Below are 16121 nucleotides of genomic sequence, written 5' to 3' on the forward strand. Positions count from 1 at the left end.
CTGTTGAGTTCTCAAGGAACGGACGCTTCCTTCGTACTCACCCTCTCGGGCTTTCCTCCGGGCGCTTCCCTTCGGTGATCCAAACTCTATCAGGCTTTTCCGGTCTCTCTGACCACCGCCCCGCGGACATGCCGAAGGCGATCCAGAGATAGGATCTGACAAGTTGGGTGCTGCCCGAGCAAGGACGCTTGGTCCGCGTCACTCTCCCCCGGACAGGGGTACGACTCTACATCGGTCCGCGGAGCCGGTGCAAATCAACGTGATTGGTGGTCTAGACCACCAACGTGAGCTGTCGTAAGCTCTCGCCCGGATCCGGTACTTACCGTGACATACCCTGCTGCACAGTGCGCCGTCCGGGACAGGCAGTGACGGCACATACGATCTCCACCCCTGGGAGGCTTCCCATGACCACCGTGACGTCCCCGCTCGCCGGACGCGCCATCGGACTGGCCGCAGTGCCGGACCCGGTCTTCTCCGGCGCCATGGTCGGCCCGGGCACCGCCATCGACCCCGTGCGTGAGCCCTCCGAGGCGGTGGCTCCGGTGGACGGTGTCATCGTCTCGCTCCACCCGCACGCGTTCGTCGTCGTCGACGAGCAGGGACACGGCGTGCTCGTCCACCTCGGCATCGACACCGTGCAGCTCAACGGCGAGGGCTTCGAGCTGCTCGCGAACAAGGGCGACACCGTGACGCGCGGCCAGGCCGTGGTGCGCTGGGACCCCGCCGCCGTCGAGGCCGCCGGCAAGTCGCCCGTCTGCCCGGTCGTGGCCCTGGAGGCCACCGCCGACTCCCTCTCCGATCTTCGCGACAACGGCGATGTGAAGGCCGGCGACAGCCTCTTCGCCTGGAAGTGACACCCCTGCCGTCCTTGAGGACGAGGACGGCGAACAGAACGACCACCGCGGCGGGAGCCGCCGCACTAACCGGAGACCGGTGAGATGGACACAACGCTGCGAGGCGTCGGTGTGAGCCACGGAGTGGCGATCGGCGAGGTACGGCACATGGGGACGGCGGTGCTGGAGCCGCCTGCCAAGCAGATACCGGCGGAGGAGGCGGAGCGCGAACAGGGGCGCGCCCGCCAGGCCGTGGAGGCGGTGGCCGCCGATCTGATGGCGCGCGGCAACCTGGCCGGGGGCGAGGCGCAGGCTGTGCTGGAGGCGCAGGCCATGATGGCGCAGGACCCCGAGCTGATCGCGGACGTGGACCGGCGCATCGCCGTCGGCAGTACGGCGGAGCGCGCGGTGTACGACGCGTTCGCCGCCTACCGGGACCTGCTGGCCGGTGCGGGCGAGTACCTGGCGGGCCGCGTGGCCGACCTCGACGACGTGCGGAACCGTATCGTCGCGCGCCTGCTCGGCGTTCCCATGCCGGGTGTTCCGGACAGCGACGAGCCGTACGTCCTGGTCGCCCGTGACCTGGCGCCCGCCGACACCGCGCTGCTGGACCCGGGCCTGGTGCTCGGCTTCGTCACCGAGGAGGGCGGGCCGACGAGCCACAGCGCGATTCTGGCGCGTGCGCTCGGGGTGCCCGCGGTCGTGGCGCTGCCCGGCGCCGGGGAGCTGTCCGAGGGCACGGTGATCGCGGTGGACGGCAGCACCGGCGAGATCTTCGTGAACCCCAGTGACGAGAAGAAGGCCCGGCTGGAGGCGGCGGCCGCGGAGCGCAAGGCCGCGCTGGCGGCCTCGGTGGGCCCTGGTGCCACGTCCGACGGTCACAAGGTGCCGCTGCTCGCCAACATCGGCGGTCCCGCGGACGTGCCTGCGGCGGTCGAGGCCGGTGCGGAGGGCGTCGGCCTGTTCCGGACCGAGTTCCTGTTCCTGGACGACAACAAGAAGGCGCCGTCCGAGGAGAAGCAGATCGAGGCCTACCGGCAGGTGCTGGAGGCCTTCCCCGAGGGCCGTGTAGTCGTGCGGGTGCTGGACGCGGGCGCGGACAAGCCGCTGGACTTCCTGACCCCGGCCGACGAGCCGAACCCCGCTCTGGGCGTGCGGGGTCTGCGGACGCTGCTCGATCACCCGGAGGTGCTGCGCACGCAGCTGACGGCGCTGGCCAAGGCGGCCGAGGGGCTGCCGGTCTATCTCGAGGTCATGGCTCCCATGGTCGCGGACCGGGCCGATGCGAAGGCGTTCGCGGACGCGTGCCGTGCGGCGGGGCTGCGGGCGAAGTTCGGTGCGATGGTCGAGATCCCGTCGGCGGCGCTGCGGGCCCGCTCGGTGCTCCAGGAGGTCGAGTTCCTGTCGCTGGGGACCAACGACCTCGCTCAGTACACCTTCGCCGCGGACCGTCAGGTGGGCGCGGTGTCGCGGCTGCAGGACCCGTGGCAGCCCGCGCTGCTGGACCTGGTGGCGCTGGCCGCCGAGGCGGCGAAGGCCGAGGGCAAGAGCTGTGGTGTCTGTGGCGAGGCCGCGTCGGATCCGCTGCTCGCGTGTGTGCTGACGGGTCTGGGTGTCACCTCCCTGTCCATGGGTGCGGCGTCGATTCCGTACGTCCGGGCGTCGCTGGCCAAGCACACGCTGGCCCAGTGCGAGCGTGCGGCGGCGGCCGCGCGTGCCGCGGACAGCGCCGACGAGGCGCGTAGCGCGGCGCAGGCGGTGCTGTCCGGCGAGTGACGGGCCGGCCCGTACCGGGTCGGCTGTCGAGGGGCGCTCCACATGGGTGGGGCGCCCCTTCGCGTGTTCAGTGGCGGTGCCGGGGGTCGTGTCCCTTCTTTCCGGGGCCCTTGTCTCCGAGGTCGGGTGGTACGCAGTAGTCGACGCCGGATTCCGGTCCGATCAGGTCGCCGGATTCGGCGTCGGTGCAGTAGGCGTCGAAGACCTCGCCCTCGGTGAGGGGGGCCAGGCCGTCGCCGCGCAGGCGCCAGCCGTAGACGCGGTCGCGGGCGCCGGGCTGGGTGGTGCGCATGACGAGTCCGCCGGGGCTGCGGGTGGCCATGCCGAGGGCGAGGACCGTGGTGAACTCGAGTGCCTCGGCCTCGTCGAGCCGGGTGGCGCCGCTGTCGTCGGTGTCGGCGTGGAGGGCGGCGACGAGGGTTTCGGGTGGGGCGGTGACGCTGCACACCAGGTGGTGGTCTCCTGGTGATGCCGTGTCGAGGATGCGGGCGAGGAGGCCGGCGGCTCGGTCGAAGGCGGCGCGGCCGATGTCCTCGCCGCAGGTGGTGCACGGGCCGAGCCGGGCGAGGAGGGTGGAGGCGTATTCCCAAGTGGCCTGGCGGATGGCCTCGTCGACGAGGGCGGGCACCAGTTCGGTGAGGGGCCGTCCGTCGTAGGGGACGGTCGGGCCGGTGGTGGCGATCTCGGCGGTGAAGCGGGCGCGGCTGGCCGAGGCATCAGGGTCGAGGCCGGTGCCTGCGCAGTATTCGGCGTATTCCTCGGGGTCGAAGAGGGCCACTGCGGTGTGGCTGCCCTGGGCGGCGCGGGTCTTCAGGAGTGCCTCGACCTGCCGGAGGTAGGAGGTGTGGTCGTCGAAGGTGAAGCTGCGGTAGCGCCGCATGGCGCGGAAGTCGTGTTCGTCGGTGAGCAGGCCGATGGTGCCGGCGATTTCGCGGCGCAGGACGCGTCGCATGCTCTGGTGGTCGGTGTGCGCCATGTTCTCCCCCTGTGTGCACGGTCGATCACTGCTCACTCACAGTAACCGGCGGCACTGACAACGAGGGGCGGGCGAGTCGGTCACGGACCGTGCGGTGCTGGATGACGCAGGTCAGGGCGATGGTGGCGCCGAAGAGTGTCCATCCGGCGGGGCCCGCGGCGATGGCCGCGGTGACGGCGAGCGGTCCGATGCTGCGCTGTGCGGACTGTGCGAGTCCGTGCACGCCCAGGTAGGTGCCCTGGGCCTGGGCGGGGGCGAGGGCCACGGACAGTTCCCAGGAGATGGTGGCATGGAGCATCTCCGCCGTGGTGAAGGCGGCCGCCGCGGCGGTCAGGAGCAGGGTGGCGCCGACGGTGCCGGCGGTCGCGGACAGCGCCATGGCGGTGCCGCCTGCGGCGTAGGCCGCCGAGAGTGGGATCAGGAGGCCGCGGGCGGCGGCCGTGGTGGCGCCGAAGCGGGCCAGGGGGACCTGGAGGACGACCACCATCACGTTGTTGAGGACCATGAGCAGGGGTGCGAGGCCGTGGGGTGTGCTGCCGGTGTGCGCGATCCACAGGGGCAGGCCGACCTTGAAGACGGCGTCGTCGAGGAAGAGGACGGTTTCGGTGGCGACGTAGCGGAGGTAGGTGCGGTCGCGCCAGGGGCTGGTGGGCTTGGTGGCCGGCTCGGGGGTGTGTGAGCCGGCGACGGTCCTGGAGGGGGAAGGGGGTTCCGCGCAGCGCACGGTGAGGAGGGCGGCGGCGGCGAAGGAGAGCGCGTCGCCGATGAGCAGCCACCGGTAGGCGGCGGTGGTGCCGAGGGTGAGGGCGGCTGCGGCGCCGAGGCCGCCGAGTGCCCAGCCGACGTTGGCCAGGGTGCGGTTGAGGGCCTGGTAGCGGACGCGGTCGGGGCCGGCGACGCGGGTGGCGTAGAGCTTGGTGAGGACGCTCGCGGCGCGGTCGCCGAGGCTGCCCACGGCGGAGAAGGTGACCAGCAGGGCGTAGTTGTCGCTGGTGAGGAGCGCGAGGGAGGCGAGCGCGCGCAGGAGTTGCAGGGCGATGAGGACGCGGGTGAGGGGGAGCCGGTCGGCGAGGTGGCCGCCGAGGGGGGCGCCGGCGATGCCGACGGCTCCGGCGAGGGCGGCGAGGGTGCCGACCTGGGCGACGGAGAGGCCGGAGACGTAGGTGAAGTACAGGACGGAGACGGATGCCCACAGTCCGCTGCCGGTGCGGTCGACGAGGGCGACGGCGAGCATTCTGCGGCCGTCCCGTCCTCCGGGGATGCGTGCTTGTCCTGCTCCTGCGCGTCCTGTGCGGCGGGTGATCCCCACTGCTCCCCCTTGCCATGAAATTATGTACTGATACATAATCATCGATGTGGCAGCACAATATGCGATCAGTGGTACGACGGCCAAGGGAATTGCCGCGTCCGTGGAGCGGGGCGTGGCGGAGGGCGCCCTGGCTCCGGGTACGGCGCTGCCACCCGTGCGGCGACTGGCCGACGATCTGGGGGTGAGTCCCGGGACGGTCGCCACCGCGTACAAGGAGCTGCGGGGGCGCGGCATCGTCGTCACCCGGGGCCGCGGCGGGACCGTCGTGGCGCCGGCCCCGGCGGTGGCCTCGCGTCGCCCGCCGAAGGTGCCCCCGGGGTTGCGGGATCTGGCCGGCGGGCATCCGGATCCCGCGTTTCTCCCTGGTCTGGTGCCGCCGTCGCGGCTGGCTCCGGGGGCCCGGTCGCACCGCTCGACGCCCCGGCTGGCGCGGCTGGAGGAGGTCGTGCGCGACTGGCTGCGGCCCGACGGGGTGCCGGTGGAGCACGTGACGTTCGCCCACGGTGCGCTGGATCTCGTCGGACGGCTGCTGTCCGTGGAGCTGCGGCCCGGTGACGCGGTGGCGATGGAGGATCCCGGCTACCACCATCTGCTGGACCTGGTCACGGCGCTGGGGCTGCGCAGCGTCCCGGTGGCGGTGGACGACGAGGGGATGCGTCCCGATGCCCTGCGGCGGGCGCTGCGGGCGGGCGCGTGGGCCGTGGTGTGCAGTCCGCGGGGCCAGAACCCGTACGGCGGATGCTTCTCGCCGGAGCGTCGTGAGGCGCTGGTCGACGTACTGCGCGAGGCCCCGGACGTACTGGTCGTCGAGAACGACCACGCTTCGGCGGTCACCGACGCGCCCCTGCGGACGCTCACCGCCGACGGTCCGGCGCGCTGGGTGCATGTGCGCACCGTGAGCAAGTTCCTGGGCGCCGATCTGCGCTGGGCCGCCGCGGCCTGCGACGCCACCACCCTGGCCCGTCACGACGGGCGGCTGCTGCTGACGTCCGGCTGGGTCAGCCATCTGCTCCAGGAGACGGTCCACGGGCTGATGACGGACGAAGGCACGCGCGCGCTGGTGTCCCGGGCACGCGCGGCGTACACGGCGCGCCGTGACGCTCTCCTCGGGGAGCTGGCGTTCAGGGGGATTCCGGCGCACGGGGCGAGCGGCATGAACGTGTGGGTGCCGGTGGCGGACGAGTCCGCCGTGGTGAACGGGTTGCGGTCCTACGGCTGGTGGGTCGCCGCGGGCGCGCGGTTCCGGCTGTCCTCGGGACCCGGGGTGCGGATCTCCGTCGCCGAGCTGGAACCGGCCGACGCGGCGCGGCTGGCCTCGGACTTCGCCGCCGTGCTCGGCGAGTCCGAGGCCACCTACGGGGGCTGACCGGGCGCTCAGGCCCGCTTGCGGGCCAGGTCCTCGTAGAAGCGCAGCAACTCGATGTCGTCGATGGACCCGGGGTTGACCGCCTTGTCCAGCGGGGTGCCCTGGAGGAGGCGCTTGACCGGTACCTCGATGCGCTTGCCGGTGAGGGTGTGCGGGATGCCGGGCACCTCGACGACCTCGTCGGGGATATGACGCGGGGAGAGCTGTTCGCGGATGGTCTGCTTGATCCGGTTCAGGAGCGCGTCGTCGAGGACGGCTCCGGGCACCAGATGCACGAACAGGGGCATCCAGTAGCCGCCGTCGGGCTGTTCGACGCCGATGACGAGGGATTCCTTGATCTCGGGCAGCCGTTCGACGGCCTCGTAGATGTCGGCGGATCCCATGCGTACGCCCTGGCGGTTGAGCGTGGAGTCGGAGCGACCGTGGATGATCACCGAGCCGCGGGAGGTGAGCGTGATCCAGTCGCCGTGGCGCCATACGCCGGGGTACATGGCGAAGTAGCTGTCGTGGTAGCGGCTGCCGTCGGGGTCGTTCCAGAAGTGGATCGGCATCGACGGCATGGGGTTGGTGACGACGAGCTCGCCGACCTCGTCGACCAGGGGTGCGCCACTCGGGTCCCAGGACTGCAGGTCGGTGCCCAGACAGGGGGCCTGGAGCTCGCCGATGTGGACCGGGAGGGTCGGGACCGCTCCCGCGAAGCAGGAGCACACGTCGGTGCCTCCGCTGACGGAGGCGATCCACAGGTCGGCCCCGCTCTCCGCGAACTCGTCGTGCAGCCAGCGGAAGCCGTCGGGCGGCAGCGGGGAGCCGGTGGTGGCCACGCACTGGACCTTGGACAGGTCGTGGTCGCGGGCGGGATGGATCTGTGCCTTGCGGCAGGCCATCACGTACGCGGCGGAGGTACCGAACAGGGTGGCTCCGGTGCGCTCGGCGACCCGCCACTGGGCGCCGGTGTCGGGATAGCCGGGGCTGCCGTCGTACAGGACGATCGTCGTGCCGGTCAGCAGGCCGGAGACGAGGAAGTTCCACATCATCCAGCCGGTCGACGTGTACCAGAAGAAGCGGTCCTCGGGACCGAGGTCGCAGTGCAGGCCGAGCTGCTTGAGGTGTTCGACGAGGATGCCGCCCTGGGACTGCACGATGGCCTTGGGCAGACCGGTGGTGCCGGACGAGTACAGCACCCACAGCGGATGGTCGAAGGGCACCTGTTCGAAGACGGGCTCGGTGTGGGCGGAGGTCAGGGCCGACCACTCCAGGGCGCCCTCGGGGGCCGCGGTGCCGAGCAGGGGGATGTGGACGACGGCGCGCAGGGTGGGCAGTTCGCGGCGCAGTTCGGCGACGACGTCGCGGCGGTCGTGCTCCTTGCCGCCGTAGCGATAGCCGTCGACGGTGAACAGCACGACCGGTTCGACCTGCTGGAAGCGGTCCAGGACGCTGCGGGCGCCGAAGTCGGGGGCGCAGGAGGTCCACACGGCGCCCACGGCGGCCGTGGCGAGGAGGGCGACGACCGCCTGGGGGATGTTCGGCAGGTAGCCGCTGACACGGTCTCCGGGGCGTACGCCGAGGGCGCGCAGTTCGCCGGCCAGGGAGCCCACCTGGCGGCGCAGCTCGGACCAGGTCACCGGGCTCGGTTCGTGGGTCTCGTCGACGTACAGGAGGGCCGGCTCGTGCGCGCGGGTGTCAGCGGCGCGCAGGGCGTGCTCGGCGTAGTTCAGGGTGGCTCCGGGGAACCATTGCGCCCCGGGCATGGTGCGGTCGCCCAGCACGCGCGCGTAGGGGGTGGAGAAGCGTACGTCGAACCACTCCGTGAGGGCCTTCCAGAAGGTGTCCAGGTCGTCGACGGACCAGCGGTGCAGGGCCGCGTAGCCGCCCTCGGCGGGCGCTCCGTGGTGCTCGGCCGCCCAAGCCTGGAACTTCGTGATCCGCGCCTGGGCGATGCGCTGCGGATCGGGCTGCCAGAGCGGCAGGGGGTTCGCGGTCGACATGGGGCGGCTCCCGGACTGTGCGCGTCGTGTGCGTCGGTCCGCGCACGTGCTGGGGTGTGCGCGTGACGCGGCTGACACGGACGATGCCATGTGATCGACTTCTGCACCAGGGTGCGCCCCACATAGTCCGTGTCGTGAGGATGTGGTCCGGGCCTGGGTGAACGGCAGTTGAACGACACGCGCGCGGAGCGCTGTCGATGGCAGGGTGAGCAGCATGGACGGTCGTGACCTGGTGCGTTCGGTGAAAGCGGTCGGCTCTGTGGGCGGGGCCCAGGGGCTGCGCACCGTACGGGCCGCCTGGCGCAGGCGGCGTGCCGACGCCAGGGCCCTGCCGACACGGGGGCCCGAGCGCGCACGGACGCCCGGCGTGGTGCGGGACGCGGCCCCCGGGCCCGGGGGCGGAACCGTGCGGTTCAGCCGGTCGGAGCTGCGCATCGTGGTCGCGGTGAACGGTGCCGTCTTCTGGGGCTGGGACGGGGCCGATCCGGAGCCGTCGTACGCGCTGGCCGGTCGCTGCCCCGAGCCGGACCCCCGCGCGGTGCTGGAGCCGGACAAGGAGGGCGGCTGGCGGGTGGTGGCCGAGCGGGTCACCGTCGCCGTCTCGCGACAGGGCGCGATCGAGGTGCGCACTCCCGGTGGCGTGCCCCTGCGGCGGGATCTGCCGCCCCGGTGGTGGGAACCGGTCGGCGGGGGTCCGGCGCGCTGGCTGCAGCGCTCGGAGGTGGCGGCCGACGCACGGTTCTTCGGCCTGGGCGGGCGGGCGTCCGGACCTCGGTTGCGCGACGGCACCTATCGGCTGTGGAACACCGATCCCGGTCACTCGTTCGAACCCGGCGACGACCCGCTGTACATCACCATGCCGGTCCAGTGGGTGGTGGCCGACGCGGGCACGCATCTGGCGTTCCACGACAACACCTGGGACGGCACGGTCGTCCTGCGGGAGGGTGAGGAGGGCGCCGGCTCGGGCCACGACCGGGCCGGGGTGAGCGAACTGCGGATGGACGGCGGCCCGCTGCGCTGCTGGGTGATCGTCGGTACTCCCGCGCGCGTGGTGCACGCCTGGGCGTCGCTCACGGGGGCGGCGGCGCTGCCGCCCGCATGGGCCCTGGGCCACCATCACGCCCGGTGGGGTTTCGGCACCGAGGAGGAGGTGCGGCGGATCGTCTCGGGGTACCACGAGCACGGTCTGCCCCTGGACGCCGTGCACCTGGACATCGACCACTACGACGCGCACCAGGTGTTCACCGTCGACCAGGACCGCTTCCCGAAGCTGCCGGTGCTCGCGGAGGAACTGCGCCGGGACGGAATCCGGCTGGTGTCGATCGTCGACCCTGGCGTGCGGGCCACGCCGGGCAACGCCGTGTACGACGCGGGCACGGCCGAGGACGCCTTCGTACGGGACGCCTCGGGCGAGGTCGTACGGGGCGTGGTGTGGCCCGGGGAGACGGTCTTCCCGGACTTCACGCACGCGCGCGTGCGGCGGTGGTGGGGCCGGCTGTACGAGGAGCGGCTGGGCGAGGGGTTCTCGGGCTTCTGGCACGACATGAACGAGCCGACCTCCTTCGCCGCCTTCGGTGAGACGACGCTGCCCCGGTCGGCCCGGCACGCCCTGGAGGGCCGGGGCGGCGACCACCGCGAGGCGCACAACGTGTACGGCCTCTGCATGGCCCGGGCCGGGTACGAGGGGCTGCGCGAACTGGTGCCCGGCGAGCGGCCGTTCGTCTTCTCCCGCTCGGGGTGGGCCGGCCTGCAGCGCTACGGCGGCACCTGGTCGGGGGACGTGGCCACGAGCTGGCCGGGGCTGAAGGCGTCGTTGTCGCTGGTTCTGGGCCTCGGGCTGTGCGGGGTGCCCTACTCGGGGCCGGACGTGGGCGGGTTCGACGGCAGTCCCTCGCCCGAACTGTATCTGCGCTGGTTCCAGCTGGGCGCCTGTCTGCCGCTGTTCCGGACACACGCGAGCCTGCGGGCGGGCCGGCGGGAGCCGTGGGAGTTCGGGCCGGAGGTGCTCGAGCACGCGCGCGTGGCGCTCGTCGAGCGCAGGCGACTGCTGCCGTACTTCGTGACGCTGGCGCATCTGGCACGGCGCACCGGGGCGCCCTATGTCCGCCCGGTGTGGTGGGGCGCGCCGGAGGACCGCGCCCTGCGCGACTGCGAGGACGCCTTCCTGCTCGGCGACAGCCTGCTGGTGGCACCGGTGCTCCGGCCGGGCACGGAGCGGCGGGCGGTGCGGCTGCCGCCGGGCCGCTGGTACGACACGGCGACGGGGCGGGCGTACGAGGGGCCGGGGCAGGTGCTGGTCGACGCCCCCTTGGAGCGGATTCCCGTGCTCGCGCGCGCGGGATCCGTGATACCCGTGCGGGGGGAGCACGGCGGGCTGGAGCTGGAGGTGTGGGCGCCCGCCCCTGGCCGGACCGGGGGCGGGCTGGTGGTGCCGGACGCGGGCGACGGGTGGGACGAGCCGGAGATCGAGCGCTACGTCGTCCGCCGGCACGGCCGGCGGGTGGTCGTGGAACGCGAGCGGGAGGAGGGGATGAGTGCCCCGTCCCACCCGCTCCGCGTCCGGGGGCTCGACGAGCCCTGAGGGCACGGCTCAGACGTACCGGCCCTCGAACCAGGCGCGTACGGCCAGCGTGTGCAGCGGGAAGGCCAGCTCCTCGGGCCTGCGCAGCAGGTGCCACCCCTCCGTCTCCTCGGTGGCGGCGGACTGCGGCAGGCCCTCGGCCGGGCGTTCCGGGAGCAGCCCGAAGAGGAGCAGATGGCCGTCGGGCGAGCTCATGGCATCGGCGAGCCGCACGTCGCGGGCGGCCGCGTCGATGCCCGTCTCCTCCTTGAGCTCGCGGACGACGGCGTGCCGCCAGTCCTCTCGGTCGTCGATGTAGCCACCGGGCAGAGCCGTGCCCCCGCGCGCGGGGGACACCGTGCGGGTGATCACCACCAGGGCGGTGCCCTTGGTGTCGTACACGGGCTGGATGGCCACCGCGACCGGCAGCGGGTTGCGGTAGGCGACGGTCCCGCAGGCCCGGCAGGTGCGGGGCCAGCCGGAGATGCCCTCCCCATAGGGCGCTCCGCAGCTCGAACAGTGGGAGTCCGGTACGGAGTTGACAGTCAGGTGCTGATTTTCGGACACGCGCGGACTGTATCCGATCAGAGGAGGGGCGTCTCCTGTCAGATGTTCGGGCAGTCGCTCAGCGCCCCGGAGTGAGGGACTTCCGCGAGACCGGGAAATCGAAGTAGGTGTCCGGGTAGGGCTCGGGCTGATAGGTGTAGTGCCACCATTCCTCGGCGAGGTTCACGAATCCGAGGTTCTCCAGGGTGCTCTTGAGCAGCAGCCGGTTGGCACGCTGTTGTCCCTGGATCCTGGGGTCGAGCGTGTGCGCGAGGGTGTCGAAGCAGTCGAATCCGGTCCCCATGTCGAGGGAGTTGTCCGGAAAGCGCTGGTCCTTGGGCGCGTAGCAGGGCACGAGGGGCTGGCCGGGGACGTAGGGGTGGGTCGGCCGGGCCGGGAGCCTGACGACGGTGAGATCCATCGTGGAGCCGCGGCTGTGACCGGATTTCGCCGCGATGTAGCCGTCGTCGAACAGCCGGGTCTTGTCGACGCGCGGGTAGAACTCCGCCTTCATGGCCTGGTCGTCGAGGTCCTTGGCCCAGCGGACGAAGTGGTCCACCGCGCGTTGCGGCCGATAGCAGTCGTAGACCTTCAGGCTGTAGCCCTTGCGCAGCAGTTCCTTCTGGGCCTTGTGCAGGGCCTCGGCGGCGGGCCGGGTGAGGATGCACATGGGCTGCTCGTAGCCGTCGACGCGCTCGCCGACGAAGTTGTGGGGCGTGAAGTTGCGCATCTCCTGGATGATCGTGGGATCCACGGCGCTCAGGGCCACGAAGTCCTTCGGCGCCTTGGGATCGGCCGGGGTGGCCCGGGCGGTGGCGGAGGCGGCGGTCAAGGTCAGCAGGGCGGCCACTGCGGTGATCACACCGCGGAGGGCACGGGACAGACGTGTCATGTCTCCTACATCTATCGGGAGCAGGTCCGCCGTGGGAAGCGGTTGCGCACCGTTCGGGCGGGGCGCCAGTGCGGTTGGGTGCGGAGGTGCGCGCTCCGCAAGGGACCGAAAGCCCTTTCGCATACCCACTGTGACCGCTCCGGAATCCTGCGTTAACGTCTCATGAACTCGGCCTGGGGGTGCGCGGGCGGCGCCATCATGCTCCCGTGCATTCCTGGACGGATACTCTCCGCTTCGCCTTCCAGCCCGTGGTCAATCTGGCCACCGGCGGGGTCACGGCTCTGGAGGTCCTGGCCCGGCCGGAGAGCGGCGACGTCCTGGCCGACGCCCGTCGCGACCCCGAGCTCGACGGCCGTCTGGCGGTGTCGGCGCTCCGCGCGGCGGCCCGTACGGAGACGCTGCTCCCCCTCCACCTCAACGTGTTCGCCGGCACCCTCGCCGACCTCGGCGGCCTCGGCCCCCTGCACGACGCCGTGCGCGGGGCGGGGCGGCTGCCGTGGGAGATCACGATCGACGTCGTGCCGCCGTACACGCACGTACCGCAGCAAGCGCTGCTGGAGGCGATCGCAGTGCTGCGCGCCGAGGGTTTCCGGATCGCCGCGGACGGCGTCGGCGACGGGGACGTGCCCCTGCGGCTGCTCACGGACGTCGCCCCGGACCTGGTGAAGCTCGACGCCTCACTGCTGGCGCGGCCCGCGGCGGTTCGGGCGATGCGGACGTTGTGCGAGCAGCTCGGGGCACTGCTGGCCGTGGAGGGCGTGGAGACCGAACGCCAGTGCGCGCTCGCGCTGTCGGCCGGCGCCCAACTGGCGCAGGGCGAGCTGTTCGCGCCGCCGGCCCGCCTGCCCGTCGCGGACGTCTACGTTCCGCCGCGCTCCCCCGAGATCCTGCCGGCTCCGCGCTCCGGGCCCTCGGTGCGGGAGTTCCTGCGGCCCGCCGCGATGCTGCCGGCCGACGCGTCCGCGGGCCAGGTCCAGGCGCTGCTGACCGGGTCGCCCGACGTGTCCGGCGTGCTCCTCGTGGACGCGCACGGAACGCCGCTGCGGTCGGTGCACCGGTCCCGCTTCCTGCTGATGATGTCGGGGCGCTACGGCCACGCCCTGTACGCCGACCGGCCGGCCGCCAAACTGGGCGACCCGCCGCGTACGGTCGGCGTCGACGCCACCGCCTGGGAGGTGCTGGACGTCGTCGCGGTCGGCGGCCGGGACCGCACGTCGGACGATGTGGCGGTCGTCGACCGACGCGGGCGGTGCGTGGGCGTCGTACGGCTGGCGGATCTGGTCCGGGCGCTGGCCGAGTCCCGGGTGGAGGAGGCGGCGGGGCTCAATCCGCTGACCCGGCTGCCCGGCTCGGACGCGATCACCGGTGAGGTGGACCGGCGGATTTCCGGAGGGCGGCCGTTCGCGCTGAGCTGGCTGGACATCGACCACTTCAAGCAGGTCAACGACGGTGCCGGGTTCGCGGCGGGCGACGAGCTGATCCGGTCGGTGGGGCGGGCGCTGCTGGGTGCATCGAGCGGGCACGCGCGCGTGGGGCACATCGGCGGGGACGACTTCCTGGTGCTGGCGGAACCGGAGGGACTCGATTCCCTGTTCGCCTCCGTGCTGGACGTCCCCTGGTCGGCGGCCGGTTTTCCGGTCACCTTGTCGCTGGCCACGGTCGTCTGTGCGGCGGGCAGCGTGGCCGACCACCGGCAGGCGGCGGCCTGCCTGGCGCCGTTGAAGAAGGCCGCCAAGGCACTCCAGGGGCCGAGTTGGGTCCTGGGCCGGGCGGGCCGGCCCGGCCACGAGGTCCGCCGCGGATCGACGGTCGCGGCCACTCGGGCGGGCTGAGGCGCACAGACGGGGCCCGGGAGGGGTCCGCGATCGCCGAGTGCGCGTTCCCGAGGTGGGGTGCCGCGTGGCCCGGCGGCGCCCCGGGCGCCCCGCTGTCACTGTCGCCGTCAGGCGCCTTGACGCTCCTTGTGCACGGGTGAACACTTTCCGTGCCAGTCGTCATCCCCGCGCGTCTCCGGCGCGTCCTGGTCGGTTCCCGATGCGCGGCCCGCATGCCCCGGCCTCCTCCCCCACGGGCGATTCGGCTGCCACGGCATACACGTCACGCGCCTGTCGGCCATCTCGCGCAGCCCCCCGCACTCGTGGGACAAACTGATACGAGCGAGGGCGGAAAGGTTGAAACCTCTCCGATCTCCCGCCTCCGCGCACCGTTTCCGCCGATCGGAGGTACGCCCGCGGGCGTCGACCACACCGCAGTCTTCCGACCCTCGCCACCAAGGGGTAGTCATGACGGACAACGCCGAGAAGTACGTGGCCGCAATCGACCAGGGCACCACCTCCAGCCGCTGCATCATCTTCGACCACAGCGGGTCCATCGTGGCCGTCGACCAGCGCGAACACCGCCAGATCTTCCCCAAGCCGGGCTGGGTGGAGCACGACGCCACCGAGATCTGGTCGAAGGTTCAGGCGGTGGTCGCGGGCGCGGTCGCCAAGGCCGGGCTGCGCGCCGACCAGCTCAGCGCGCTGGGCATCACCAATCAGCGCGAGACGACCGTCCTGTGGGACCGCGCCACCGGCAAGCCCGTGCACAACGCGATCGTCTGGCAGGACACCCGCACCGCGGCCCTGTGCAATCAGCTCGGCGGCTCCATCGGGCAGGACCGATTCCGCGAGCAGACCGGGCTGCCGCTCGCCAGCTACTTCTCGGGGCCGAAGGCGGCCTGGCTGCTCGACAACGTGGCCGGTCTGCGCGACCGGGCCGAGCGCGGCGAACTCGCCTTCGGCACCATCGACTCCTGGCTCATCTGGAACCTCACCGGCGGCACGGACGGCGGCCGGCACGTCACCGACGTCACCAACGCCGGCCGCACCATGCTCATGAACCTGGAGACCCTCCAGTGGGACGAGTCCATCCTGTCCGCCATGAACGTGCCCGAGGCGATCCTGCCCGAGATCAGGTCCTCCTCCGAGGTGTACGGGACCGCCGTCGGCCAGCTGGGGGGCGTACCGGTGGCATCGGCCCTGGGTGACCAGCAGGCAGCCGTGTTCGGCCAGGCCTGCTACGACGTGGGGGACGCCAAGAACACCTACGGCACCGGCAGCTTCCTGCTGCTGAACACCGGGAACCGGCCTGTGCCGTCGAAGAGCGGTCTGCTCACCACCATGGGCTACAAGATCGGCGACGAGCCGCCGGTCTACTGCCTTGAGGGGGCCATCGCGATCACCGGCGCGCTGGTGCAGTGGTTCCGCGACCAGCTCGGCATCATCCGCACCGCGGACGAGATCGAGCCCCTCGCGGCGAGCGTGGCGGACAACGGCGGGGCGTACATCGTGCCCGCGTTCTCCGGCCTGTTCGCGCCGTACTGGCGTTCGGACGCGCGCGGGGTGGTCACCGGCCTGACCCGGTACGTCACCAAGGCGCACCTCGCGCGGGCGGTACTCGAGGCGACCAGCTGGCAGACACGCGAGGTCGTGGACGCCATGTACCAGGACTCCGGGGTGAAGCTCACCACCTTGAAGGTCGACGGCGGCATGACCAAGAACAACCTGCTGATGCAGCACCAGGCGGACGTACTCGGCGTCCCGGTGATCCGGCCCAGGGTCTCGGAGACCACCTGTCTGGGCGCCGCCTACGCGGCCGGGCTCGCGACGGGCGTGTGGAACGACCTTGACGAACTCAAGTCCCACTGGCAGATGGACGCCGAGTGGACTCCGTCCATGGAGGCCGCGGTCCGCGACCGCGAGTACCACAACTGGCGCAAGGCGGTGGAGAAGAGCTTCGGATGGCTCGAGGACGGCGAGGGCTGACCTGCGGGTGAACCGCCGTGACGCATGCGCGCCGTGACGCCGCACGCGCGCGTGCCCATGGATCGCGGCCCGTAC

At 72.1% G+C, this 16121-nt stretch carries 11 protein-coding genes; 6 read left to right on the forward strand and 5 right to left on the reverse strand.

What is annotated here, in order from left to right; genetic code table 11:
- Positions 1-404: 404 nt before the first annotated feature.
- Both IE318_RS07215 and ptsP read left to right on the forward strand, forming a co-directional pair.
- Positions 405-854 carry a PTS sugar transporter subunit IIA gene (locus IE318_RS07215; RefSeq protein WP_030175753.1) on the forward strand — a complete coding sequence of 150 codons (450 nt, stop codon included), beginning with the start codon at positions 405-407 and terminating at the stop codon, positions 852-854.
- 84 nt (positions 855-938) lie between these two features.
- Positions 939-2609: a phosphoenolpyruvate--protein phosphotransferase gene (ptsP, locus tag IE318_RS07220; RefSeq protein WP_189897797.1), complete on the forward strand. Its 1671-nt coding sequence runs from the start codon at positions 939-941 to the stop codon at positions 2607-2609.
- 67 nt (positions 2610-2676) lie between these two features.
- On the opposite strand, the gene IE318_RS07225 is transcribed toward ptsP, so the two are convergent.
- On the reverse strand, positions 2677-3585 hold the full coding sequence (locus IE318_RS07225; protein ID WP_189897799.1) for a DUF8829 domain-containing protein: 909 nt from the start codon (positions 3583-3585) through the stop codon (positions 2677-2679).
- A 25-nt stretch (positions 3586-3610) separates the two neighbouring features.
- Positions 3611-4819 carry an MFS transporter gene (locus IE318_RS07230; protein ID WP_189897801.1) on the reverse strand — a complete coding sequence of 403 codons (1209 nt, stop codon included), beginning with the start codon at positions 4817-4819 and terminating at the stop codon, positions 3611-3613.
- Between the two features lie 121 nt (positions 4820-4940).
- On the opposite strand from IE318_RS07230, the gene IE318_RS07235 reads away from it, so the two are divergent.
- Positions 4941-6260 carry an aminotransferase class I/II-fold pyridoxal phosphate-dependent enzyme gene (locus tag IE318_RS07235; RefSeq protein ID WP_189897804.1) on the forward strand — a complete coding sequence of 440 codons (1320 nt, stop codon included), beginning with the start codon at positions 4941-4943 and terminating at the stop codon, positions 6258-6260.
- An 8-nt stretch (positions 6261-6268) separates the two neighbouring features.
- On the opposite strand, the gene IE318_RS07240 is transcribed toward IE318_RS07235, so the two are convergent.
- Positions 6269-8245, reverse strand: a complete 1977-nt coding sequence (locus IE318_RS07240; protein ID WP_189897806.1) for an acetoacetate--CoA ligase — start codon at positions 8243-8245, stop codon at positions 6269-6271.
- 214 nt (positions 8246-8459) lie between these two features.
- On the opposite strand from IE318_RS07240, the gene IE318_RS07245 reads away from it, so the two are divergent.
- Positions 8460-10826, forward strand: a complete 2367-nt coding sequence (locus IE318_RS07245) for a glycoside hydrolase family 31 protein (protein ID WP_189897808.1) — start codon at positions 8460-8462, stop codon at positions 10824-10826.
- Positions 10827-10835: 9 nt separating this feature from the next.
- Here IE318_RS07245 and IE318_RS07250 read toward each other — a convergent pair whose 3' ends face one another.
- On the reverse strand, positions 10836-11372 hold the full coding sequence (locus IE318_RS07250) for an NUDIX domain-containing protein (protein ID WP_189897810.1): 537 nt from the start codon (positions 11370-11372) through the stop codon (positions 10836-10838).
- 58 nt (positions 11373-11430) lie between these two features.
- Positions 11431-12243 (reverse strand): M15 family metallopeptidase, encoded by an 813-nt coding sequence (locus IE318_RS07255; RefSeq protein ID WP_189897812.1) that lies wholly within the window; start codon positions 12241-12243, stop codon positions 11431-11433.
- A 206-nt stretch (positions 12244-12449) separates the two neighbouring features.
- Between IE318_RS07255 and IE318_RS07260 the strand changes: the two genes are divergently transcribed.
- A complete protein-coding gene (locus IE318_RS07260) occupies positions 12450-14075 on the forward strand; it encodes a GGDEF domain-containing protein (RefSeq protein ID WP_189897814.1) in 1626 nt (541 codons plus the stop codon).
- A 450-nt stretch (positions 14076-14525) separates the two neighbouring features.
- Positions 14526-16046 carry a glycerol kinase GlpK gene (gene glpK / locus IE318_RS07265; protein ID WP_189897817.1) on the forward strand — a complete coding sequence of 507 codons (1521 nt, stop codon included), beginning with the start codon at positions 14526-14528 and terminating at the stop codon, positions 16044-16046.
- Positions 16047-16121 lie beyond the last annotated feature (75 nt).

The organism is Streptomyces spiralis (genome assembly GCF_014654675.1).
Classification (GTDB): domain Bacteria; phylum Actinomycetota; class Actinomycetes; order Streptomycetales; family Streptomycetaceae; genus Streptomyces; species Streptomyces spiralis.

What these genes read in the sequence shown, in the direction of transcription:
- IE318_RS07225 (WP_189897799.1), bottom strand. Translation starts at nt 3,585, where the DNA reads ATGGCGCACACCGACCACCAGAGCATGCGACGCGTCCTGCGCCGCGAA.
- IE318_RS07245 (WP_189897808.1), top strand. Translation starts at nt 8,460, where the DNA reads ATGGACGGTCGTGACCTGGTGCGTTCGGTGAAAGCGGTCGGCTCTGTG.
- IE318_RS07215 (WP_030175753.1), top strand. Translation starts at nt 405, where the DNA reads ATGACCACCGTGACGTCCCCGCTCGCCGGACGCGCCATCGGACTGGCC.
- ptsP (WP_189897797.1), top strand. Translation starts at nt 939, where the DNA reads ATGGACACAACGCTGCGAGGCGTCGGTGTGAGCCACGGAGTGGCGATC.
- glpK (WP_189897817.1), top strand. Translation starts at nt 14,526, where the DNA reads ATGACGGACAACGCCGAGAAGTACGTGGCCGCAATCGACCAGGGCACC.
- IE318_RS07240 (WP_189897806.1), bottom strand. Translation starts at nt 8,245, where the DNA reads ATGTCGACCGCGAACCCCCTGCCGCTCTGGCAGCCCGATCCGCAGCGC.
- IE318_RS07255 (WP_189897812.1), bottom strand. Translation starts at nt 12,243, where the DNA reads ATGACACGTCTGTCCCGTGCCCTCCGCGGTGTGATCACCGCAGTGGCC.
- IE318_RS07230 (WP_189897801.1), bottom strand. Translation starts at nt 4,819, where the DNA reads ATGCTCGCCGTCGCCCTCGTCGACCGCACCGGCAGCGGACTGTGGGCA.